Genomic DNA, 7,804 nt, shown 5'->3' on the forward strand with positions numbered 1-7,804 from the left:
GATGGCAGGGGAAGCGTACATGTTTCGTTGCTGGTGGAGCATCCCAGTCAGTGCCTGGTATGAAGTGATCGGGGAAGGGACAATCGCCGATGCCATCTTGGACAGGCTGGTACATGGTGCGCACCGGTTGTCATTATCCGGGGAATGCCTGAGAAAAGTGAAAAAATAATCCTATAATTGCTGGCCCGCTATCACCGATACGGGTGGCCCATCTTCAAGCGATACGCTTGGCCCAGAATCACCGATATATACATCACTATTTGTGATATCAAACATAGTTAGTTTATCTTCCTTTTCCTTATCTATTAATCAGTTAGTAAAATCCCTCAGCAATTCTCAGTACAAGCCGCCTCGCATTTACGTCTACACCAACGGCAAAACACCGAAATAAAAATCACTTGCATGAGCCCAGGTTGCACTGGTCATTATAAAGATAGGAGGTTAACATTTAATTTCCAAACCTTTCAGGGAAATTATAGCCGGAAGCTATCGAGAGAATTTGTTTATGTCGACGCATGCTGTGAAAATATCAAAAGAAGTCCATATCTTCGTCTCAGGTTTAGGTTGATAGCCCCTAATCCCATTGGGGCGGACTCCCGTTATCTTTTAGGTAACGGGTTTCTTGTTTACGCCTAATCGGTTTTCAGTTTATAAAGGTAAACCGACCCATTGCCGAATTTGTCTTCCCGATCGAGGATGCCCTTTTGATATAAGCGTCTGAGCTCCCGGGACGCTTCTTGGNCGCCTAATCGGTTTTCAGTTTATAAAGGTAAACCGACCCATTGCCGAATTTGTCTTCCCGATCGAGGATGCCCTTTTGATATAAGCGTCTGAGCTCCCGGGACGCTTCTTGGCTATTCAGTTCACGGTTGTATTTTTCTTCGCAGTATTCAATCAAATGGCCAACTGTTTGTCCTTCTAACATAATGGAGTCCTCAAGGAGTACATTACGCAGAAAATTTGCGACGCTGTATTCAGCTCTTCTGTTTATGAAGAACTTTGGGTATCGCCGGAATATCCAAGAAAGTTGCAATAGTTGGAGTTTTTAGAGGTAACTTTAATTTGATAGGTTTGTCCATGTAGAGTTGCGCAACTTCAATATCAAAAAAATCGGCAATTTTTTTTGCAAGCCTAGACGATATATTTGCTGCACCCCTTTCTAAACCTAACCTCGATACAATTCTTGGTTATATTTTCCCTTATAATACCTTTGTTCTTAAGAGGGCTTAAATGCTGGGAATGTTTTCAAATACGAGGTAAAGGCAGGGTGAACTAATTGTAATGGTAGTTAATAGAACTTATGTATGTATCAGTCCCCTGCTTTTACGTATTGTGTTTGTTCTTGAGGTGCCGAATGGAAGATATAGGAAATATAGAGAATATTTTAATCGTTAAGGTTAAAGGCAGGGGCGAACTAATTGTAGTGGTAGTTTTTAAGAACTTATGCATGTATCAGTCCCCTGCCTATACGTATTGCCCAAGGCCCAGCTAGAATACCACCTTGGAAAAATCAAAGGTTTTTGGCAAAAGGCAATATTATGGTGATCATTTATTAAAAGCAATCATGGAAAATTACAGTGTTATTCTGGGTGTAGATGTTTCCAAGCTCACGCTGGACATCAGTTCGGCCGAACGTCGTTTACACCTTAAAATCCCCAACGACGGTAAAGGATTTGCCTCATTCGTGAAATGGTGCCGGCTGAGCGGGATCGACCTGGAAACCGCCTTTGTTGTCCTGGAACACACCGGTGGATACGAATACCGTTTTCTTCAGTTCTGCGAGTCAAAGAACGTTTGTTATTGCCGGGTCCCCGGGCTTGAGATCAAGCGGTCAATGGGAATGACAAGGGGAAAATCGGATCAGATTGACTCTTTCCGTATAAGCAGGTACGGGGAAGAGAAAATCAAAAGACTCAAGCCCGACAGCCGGCTTGATGTCAACATCATACAACTCAAACAATTGCTTTCCTACAGGAAAAGGCTTGTGCGGGAAAATGCGGGTTTACTGAACACAATCAAAGAGCGTAAACACGTTTTCCAAAGTCCGGGGTCAGATATAATAACTCGACTATCGAAGCAAAAAATGAGAATGAATGAGCGGTTGACAGCTACAATCGAGGGCGAAATCAGGAGGCTTATCGAATCGAACGAATCCTTTCTGAAAAACTACCGGATACTTACCAGCATCAAAGGCATAGGGCCTGTGAACGCATGGATGACCATCGCTTATACCGGAAACTTTACGGGGTTCAGGGATGCCAGAAAATATGCGGTATATGTGGGTGTGATCCCATTCGATAACTTCTCAGGCACCAGCATTAAAGGCCGGAAACGGGTCAGCCATCTTGCAAACAAAGAACTCAAACAGGAACTGACCCAAGCTGCAAGGGTCGCCATCATTCATGATAAGGAAATCAAGGCGTATGCAGAACGGAAGCTTGTTAACAAACATTTTGGGGTCGTTGTGAATAATGTCCGGTTCAAACTGTTACTGCGGATTTTTTCCCTGATCAAACGCGGGGAACTATACGTTGGGGATTACTTAAAAGCATCGTGACTGAAAGAATTTTAAACAAAATTTGGAACTAACCTAAACCTAGAATACATACACCACAAAATCACCCTCCAACGGCATTTCCTGTAAACGTCCTTTCTTAAACTCACGGATTTGATTTTTTTGAAATTAAATGGTCTATTGAATGCTTCCCACTTCCGTTCAATCCCAATGCAATACATAAACCGATTACCAACAGATGATATTCGTATCCTTCTCCTTTTTGGTTTCCAAACCAATTCATAAAGAAGCCATACTCTAAATGTGCTGTAAAGATGATACCTATAAATAAAGTACTGAAAGCTATAGCCCATAACCTTGAGGCGAAGCCTATTATTAGAGAAATAGCTCCGAAAAATTCTATCAGAATTACTAATACTGAAACAATCCAAGGCAAGTGCATATGGCCTGTCAGATGTTCTATCTCTTTGGTAAATCCGGGCCCACCAAACCAACCCAACACTTTCTGTGCTCCGTGTGGAAACATTACTAATCCAAGTGTGAGTCTAATCACAAATCCTGTCCAATCTTTATCGGTGCCAAAAATTTTATTTTTCATTGTATTGCTTTTTGTTTCAAAAGCAAAATTGAAAATAGTGGGTGATAAAAAAGTTAAAGTAGTTGAAGAAATTACCACCTGCTCACTTTTTTTCTAAGCATACTCAAAAATACAGGTGTAATGCCAAGGTAAGATGCAATGTGTTTTTGTGAGATTCTTTGTAAAAATGCAGGGTATTTTTCAATAAAGGCAAGGTATCGTTGTTCGGCTGTTTGAGAAAGGTTTTGAATGATTCTTTGTTGTTGTGTTACATATGCGTTTTGGATGAGCAGCCTAAAGTATCGTTCCAATTTTGGCACTTCAACATATAGTTTGTCTAAATTCATTTTTGTGATTTGTAGAATTTCGCTGTTTTCTAATGCTACAATGTTATAAAAGGAAGGCATTTCTGTAAGGAAGCTTAATAAATCTCCCGTCCACCAATCTTCGACAGCAAATGTCAATGTATGCTCAAACCCATTCTCATCAATTGAATAAGTTCTCAAACAGCCACTGAAAATAAAACTTTCTGTTCTGCAAATTTGATTGCTTTTCAATAAGAATTCTCTCTTTTTTAAGCTCCTTTGCGAGAATAAAGAATTGATTAATTCAATTTCGTCAGTTGTGAGCTTTATATGTTTTGAAAAGTGATTAATTAATTTAGTTGAGTCCATCAATTGTTTTGGGGCTTGTATTTTAAGATTGCCGCTAACAAGTAATGGGTCGGTGCTGTTAGCGGGTCGTTGTTCTTTCATCATTCAATTTTCCGTAACTATTATTGTAAACTTTTCCTTTTTTGGGATGCGTAAATTTCAAGCCTGACCAAATGTCGTTAATACTCAAACAAGTACTTTCAATAAGCCCATAGTCATAACCCAATTTTATCACTGTTTTTATGTTCAAGTCTGTTCCTAATTTTCCACCTTTTGGCCAAGAAACCCATAGCATACCACTTGATTTTAAGTAAGGTTTAAGTATAGGAAATTGGTCTATGAATTCAGACTGGTGTTTTACGAATAGATGAATGTAATCAAATTCATTTTCCAATTTGGTTGATATGTCAAGTGAAGGCAACTCAATATTGTTACAGGCTTCTATGTCAGAATTGACAAAGATTGCTCTTGAGTTTTCCTTAATACCCATTTTTTGGGATACTGTTCTGGTCATTTTTTTTATTTTTTCAGTCAAGTTGTATCTCAATTTTATTTCCACCCACCAAGTCCTGCGAATAAATCTATGAATTTCAATTTCCTCATTTTATATCTAATTTTTTAAAATGTCGTTGCACTTCACGTTCAACTTTGTCAAAGTCTGGCAAGTCTTGTATTTGTTCGCTCATGGAACTTTCCTTTTCAATCTGCTGGTCACGAACACCAACCGCTCTTGCCTTTTGCTGTATTTCCCCAGGTTTAATCATGTGTAGATAGCAGATTTAATGGTTTCAGTTTCCAAATTTTGTTGAATGCTCCAACGGCTGTTTCGTTTGCCGACTTTGGGTAATTCCGTGTCAAGCAACACATACGAAGCCGTTTTAATTTTTTGCAAATCATCAATAATTTTTGAATTGATTTCTAGCATTTCTAAAAGAAAGCCCAGTCGTTTTACTACTGCTTGCGAATCAAATTTTTTAGTGTATTCAAGCAACGTGTCGTATTTGATTTTGTCTTTTGAAACGTAAATTGCCTTGGCTACTTCAACAATTCCACCTGCGTAGTCTGGTTTAAATAAGCAGTCTATAAAAGTTTTTTCTAAGTCGGAGCATAGTACTTTATTGAAGCTGTCAATCCAAATTTTCTTAGCACCAAAAAAGTGTTTCTCATTGTGATAAATAAACTGAAAGGGAACGTCTTTGATTTTAATTTCAGATGGACGGATTTGTTTCGATACAACAATTTGTTCTTTTAATGATGGCTGTGTAATTAGGTTATGAATTTGCAAAGCCGAATAATATCCAATGTAATGGTTGGCATCATTTACCAAATGTTCAGCAATCAAATGCCAGTCGGGCATGAAGGTTTCTGCATTTGCTTCGTATGGTATGATGTAATAAATTCCATCCTTCAATCTCATTAGAAGCCCTCGCTTTGTCATGTCGCTTAGGAGTTCCCGAAGTGTGCTTCCCTTTGAATCAGGTAATGCGTTGAAAGCTTCACTATAATCAAAGCAAGCCTTGTTCTGTCCATTGAAATAGGATAGAAGTTCATTTGACTGTGTTGATACGTATTTATTTTTCATAGTAACAATGTCAGGATAAACCTGATATTTTGAATATGAAACATTATTTTTAGTGGTGCGTTGGCTAAAAAGAGTCACTTGTGCGGCTGTTTAAAATTGTTTTTAAAAAAGTTGCGGTGGGGAAAAAAATAAAAAACTTCGGGTCGTTCGACCATCTGCCCGCGATTATATAGAATGGTTTATTGTAAAGCTTATTGTGAGCAGCGATAGAATGATTAGTTTTTTCATTTTTTTGAATTTTGAGGTTAATCTATTTTTTTGAATATTAATAATTCCCTATCTGGATTTGACAGCGTTAAACGGTTGTTTGCAATTTTATAGGTGGTACTGCTCTGTAATGCCTTTAAAAATTCCGACTCTTTATTGGCAGGTTCACACATCATTTTTGTGGTAGCAATGTTCGTGAAGCGAAGCAATTCTTTTTCAGAAAACAAAGAACCATTCATACGGTTGCAACCTGCAAATCCGATAAATTTGCTAGTTGTGCTATTAATTTCCATAATAGGGAACTCTTTACTAAAATCTTCTTTTGTTATATCGTTGCCATTTATTTTCTCCAGCACCCAAATGTCGTGCAGGCGATAGTCGGTTATGTAGTGCCCACATCCTTGCCATGTCGTTAACTTTTCATCGGTGTTCTTCTTGTACGCTATCGTAACAGTATAAGGTGATACCTTGCCCGACATTGCATTGGTACATTCGGATTGGACGATTTGAATGGTCATTTCATTGGATTCTGTTTGTATCTTGTACATTTTAACATTGGCATCCATAGCACGTACGGGAAAGGTGTGTGGTGTCATTGTGGAATCGCCAATTGTGGTCAGCTTTATAAGGCTTTCTGATATTTCCAATCCCCAAAAAGGTTCAGTACCGGTAGCTCTAAAATAGACGTCATTGCTAACCTGGTTATTGTTTTTTAGGCCTTTGGTTGTTTCTATATTTGCAGAATCTTTTAAGCTTGTCTTTAAAACATCATTATTTTTGTTCGCTATTTTATTATTGCACGATAGCAGTATAATAGAAAGGAAAAATAATGGTATTGTTACTGAAAGTTTCATTCTTGGGCGGATTTTTTAAAGCGCATCATCGGTATATCATCAATCATCAAGTTTAATTTTCCATCATTATCGATCTTGTACTTGTTTACTTTTTTTATGGTATTTAAAAAGAATTTTTCGCCTTCACCACAAAACATCATTGTTGTTGGGACAGGTTCACCAAAAGAAATTCCATCGCCGTTCAAGGTATAGTCAGCGGAATAACCGTTGCAACTGTTATTGCCCTCTACTTTGTTGGTTGTTTTGTTGAATGTGATTTTTGGCTTTTTATCAGGGTACAAACCATCAAAGGCAATTCTTGGTCCGGAAAGGTACTCAAGTTCCCAAGTGGTATTAAAAAGATTGTCGGTCGCTACTTTTTTTGTTGATGCGCAAGAACAGATAATTAGTGTAAAAATGAATAGCGAAAGGATTTTTGTAGTTTTCATGATTGGAAGTTTTATATGGTTTTATTTTCTGCGGTTTTATTTATAATGACTACGAAAATAGTCATTATAAATAAAACGAATAGTAAAATCAATAAAATATTAGGTGTTAAGTAAACACATGGTGCCAGGTGGTTGGCAGTCTTTTAATCTGGTAAGCAGACTAATCCCGAAACGTATTTGGTACCGGATGTTTTTAAGGAATTTTTTGGTTTCCTCATCCATATAAAGGTAGCGGGTTTCTTTTTATAAGGGAAAATATCACTCCTGTTTCTTATAATTGCCGTGTAATCAATGAATGACACCGATGGCTATTGCAATCATTTCTTCTTTTATCGCCGCAGGGCTTACTGGCCTTACTTTAATTGGTTCTATTGTGGGACTAAAAGCGGTTGCTCATTTAAAAAAACAGTTTTAAAATATAAAGAAATGAACATTAAAATCAGAAAAGCAATAGCAACTGACAGCGAGAAAATTTGGACTTTAATGGAACAGTTGGCTGTTTTTGAAAAGTACATTGACAGTTTTGCCATTACACCCGAAATTGTAAAAGAAAGTGGTTTTACTAAAAATCCGCCAGATTTTTATTGCATCGTAGCAGAAGACAAAGACAAAATTGCAGGAATGTTGGTCTATTATTTTCTGCCTTACACTGCGCAAAACAGACCAGCGATTTATATGAAGGAATTGTATGTGGACGAAAATTATCGTGGTCAAAAAATTGGTGAGCAATTGATGAACGCTTTGAAAGAAGAGGCAGTACAGAACAATTGCACACAAATAAAATGGACGGTTGCACCTTGGAATACAGCAGGACAAAAATTTTATGAAAGATTAGGAGCGAGTGAAAATAATGATTGGCTGAATTACGAGTGGAATTTATAATTTAATAGATGTAAGAAAAATGGAATTTATCAAAACAATAAAAGTAAGGACCAACGATTAGTTTCAGCACTTACTTTTTCCCTTTTTTTGAGAAACGTTCGGGTAA

General features: G+C 37.7%; 11 protein-coding genes. 3 read left to right on the forward strand and 8 right to left on the reverse strand.

The annotated features are described in order from the left end of the window. A partial coding sequence (locus NF543_RS24820; protein ID WP_257670903.1) for an ATP-binding protein occupies positions 1-169 on the forward strand: 169 nt, incomplete at its 5' end. Positions 170-745: 576 nt separating this feature from the next. On the opposite strand, the gene NF543_RS24825 is transcribed toward NF543_RS24820, so the two are convergent. After that, positions 746-925, reverse strand: coding sequence for a hypothetical protein (locus NF543_RS24825; protein WP_257670893.1), 180 nt, complete (start codon positions 923-925; stop codon positions 746-748). Positions 926-1,564: 639 nt separating this feature from the next. Here NF543_RS24825 and NF543_RS24830 point away from each other — a divergent pair. Then, on the forward strand, positions 1,565-2,557 hold the full coding sequence (locus NF543_RS24830) for a transposase (protein WP_257670894.1): 993 nt from the start codon (positions 1,565-1,567) through the stop codon (positions 2,555-2,557). A gap of 103 nt (positions 2,558-2,660) precedes the next feature. On the opposite strand, the gene NF543_RS24835 is transcribed toward NF543_RS24830, so the two are convergent. The 7 genes from NF543_RS24835 to NF543_RS24865 form a co-directional block, all read right to left on the reverse strand. After that, positions 2,661-3,113, reverse strand: a complete 453-nt coding sequence (locus NF543_RS24835) for a DoxX family protein (protein ID WP_257670895.1) — start codon at positions 3,111-3,113, stop codon at positions 2,661-2,663. A gap of 71 nt (positions 3,114-3,184) precedes the next feature. Beyond that, on the reverse strand, positions 3,185-3,850 hold the full coding sequence (locus NF543_RS24840; RefSeq protein WP_257670896.1) for a Crp/Fnr family transcriptional regulator: 666 nt from the start codon (positions 3,848-3,850) through the stop codon (positions 3,185-3,187). Further along, a complete protein-coding gene (locus NF543_RS24845; protein WP_257670897.1) occupies positions 3,825-4,280 on the reverse strand; it encodes a hypothetical protein in 456 nt (151 codons plus the stop codon). The genes NF543_RS24840 and NF543_RS24845 overlap by 26 nt, the downstream gene beginning before the upstream one ends. Before the next feature lie 64 nt (positions 4,281-4,344). Then, on the reverse strand, positions 4,345-4,509 hold the full coding sequence (locus NF543_RS24850; RefSeq protein WP_257670898.1) for a hypothetical protein: 165 nt from the start codon (positions 4,507-4,509) through the stop codon (positions 4,345-4,347). Then, the gene (locus NF543_RS24855) at positions 4,506-5,405 is read right to left on the reverse strand and encodes a type IV toxin-antitoxin system AbiEi family antitoxin domain-containing protein (RefSeq protein ID WP_257670899.1); all 900 of its coding nucleotides are present in this window, start codon (positions 5,403-5,405) and stop codon (positions 4,506-4,508) included. Before NF543_RS24855 ends, NF543_RS24850 begins: the two co-directional genes overlap by 4 nt. Positions 5,406-5,572: 167 nt before the next feature. Further along, positions 5,573-6,388, reverse strand: coding sequence for an META domain-containing protein (locus NF543_RS24860; protein WP_257670900.1), 816 nt, complete (start codon positions 6,386-6,388; stop codon positions 5,573-5,575). Further along, a complete protein-coding gene (locus NF543_RS24865) occupies positions 6,385-6,816 on the reverse strand; it encodes an META domain-containing protein (RefSeq protein WP_257670901.1) in 432 nt (143 codons plus the stop codon). The genes NF543_RS24860 and NF543_RS24865 overlap by 4 nt, the downstream gene beginning before the upstream one ends. A 426-nt stretch (positions 6,817-7,242) precedes the next feature. On the opposite strand from NF543_RS24865, the gene NF543_RS24870 reads away from it, so the two are divergent. Continuing rightward, entirely contained in the window at positions 7,243-7,698 is a 456-nt protein-coding gene (locus NF543_RS24870) for a GNAT family N-acetyltransferase (protein ID WP_257670902.1), read from the forward strand. Positions 7,699-7,804 lie beyond the last annotated feature (106 nt).

Origin of the sequence: Parapedobacter tibetensis, from assembly GCF_024704835.1 — a bacterium.
GTDB classification, from domain to species: Bacteria; Bacteroidota; Bacteroidia; order Sphingobacteriales; family Sphingobacteriaceae; genus Parapedobacter; species Parapedobacter tibetensis.

Bases quoted from the DNA above. Each gene is read 5' to 3' on its own strand.
- NF543_RS24825 (WP_257670893.1), bottom strand. From the start codon at position 925: ATGTTAGAAGGACAAACAGTTGGCCATTTGATTGAATACTGCGAAGAA.
- NF543_RS24840 (WP_257670896.1), bottom strand. From the start codon at position 3,850: ATGATGAAAGAACAACGACCCGCTAACAGCACCGACCCATTACTTGTT.
- NF543_RS24860 (WP_257670900.1), bottom strand. From the start codon at position 6,388: ATGAAACTTTCAGTAACAATACCATTATTTTTCCTTTCTATTATACTG.
- NF543_RS24830 (WP_257670894.1), top strand. From the start codon at position 1,565: ATGGAAAATTACAGTGTTATTCTGGGTGTAGATGTTTCCAAGCTCACG.
- NF543_RS24870 (WP_257670902.1), top strand. From the start codon at position 7,243: ATGAACATTAAAATCAGAAAAGCAATAGCAACTGACAGCGAGAAAATT.
- NF543_RS24835 (WP_257670895.1), bottom strand. From the start codon at position 3,113: ATGAAAAATAAAATTTTTGGCACCGATAAAGATTGGACAGGATTTGTG.
- NF543_RS24850 (WP_257670898.1), bottom strand. From the start codon at position 4,509: ATGATTAAACCTGGGGAAATACAGCAAAAGGCAAGAGCGGTTGGTGTT.
- NF543_RS24865 (WP_257670901.1), bottom strand. From the start codon at position 6,816: ATGAAAACTACAAAAATCCTTTCGCTATTCATTTTTACACTAATTATC.